Source organism: Paenibacillus sp. JJ-100 (genome assembly GCF_948329825.1).
Classification (GTDB): Bacteria; Bacillota; Bacilli; order Paenibacillales; family Paenibacillaceae; genus Paenibacillus.
Genome location: NZ_CAOJCM010000025.1, coordinates 1 through 540, shown reverse-complemented (window position 1 = coordinate 540; position 540 = coordinate 1). Strand labels below are relative to the sequence as shown.

General features: G+C 55.2%; 1 rRNA gene. It reads right to left on the bottom strand.

Going from position 1 to position 540, the window contains the following annotated elements:
- Positions 1-14: 14 nt before the first annotated feature.
- Positions 15-540: ribosomal RNA gene (locus PQG66_RS25255) — 16S ribosomal RNA — on the bottom strand; the annotation flags it as partial.

The following is a 540-nucleotide window of genomic DNA, read 5'->3' as shown; positions in this document are numbered from 1 at the left end:
ACGATTCTCCATAGAAAGGAGGTGATCCAGCCGCACCTTCCGATACGGCTACCTTGTTACGACTTCACCCCAATCATCTATCCCACCTTCGGCGGCTGGCTCCTTGCGGTTACCCCACCGACTTCGGGTGTTATAAACTCTCGTGGTGTGACGGGCGGTGTGTACAAGACCCGGGAACGTATTCACCGCGGCATGCTGATCCGCGATTACTAGCAATTCCGACTTCATGCAGGCGAGTTGCAGCCTGCAATCCGAACTGAGACCGGCTTTGCTGGGATTGGCTCCATCTCGCGATTTCGCTGCCCGTTGTACCGGCCATTGTAGTACGTGTGTAGCCCAGGTCATAAGGGGCATGATGATTTGACGTCATCCCCACCTTCCTCCGGTTTGTCACCGGCAGTCTATCTAGAGTGCCCACCCGAAGTGCTGGCAACTAAATATAAGGGTTGCGCTCGTTGCGGGACTTAACCCAACATCTCACGACACGAGCTGACGACAACCATGCACCACCTGTCTCAACTTTCCCCGAAGGGCACCTAA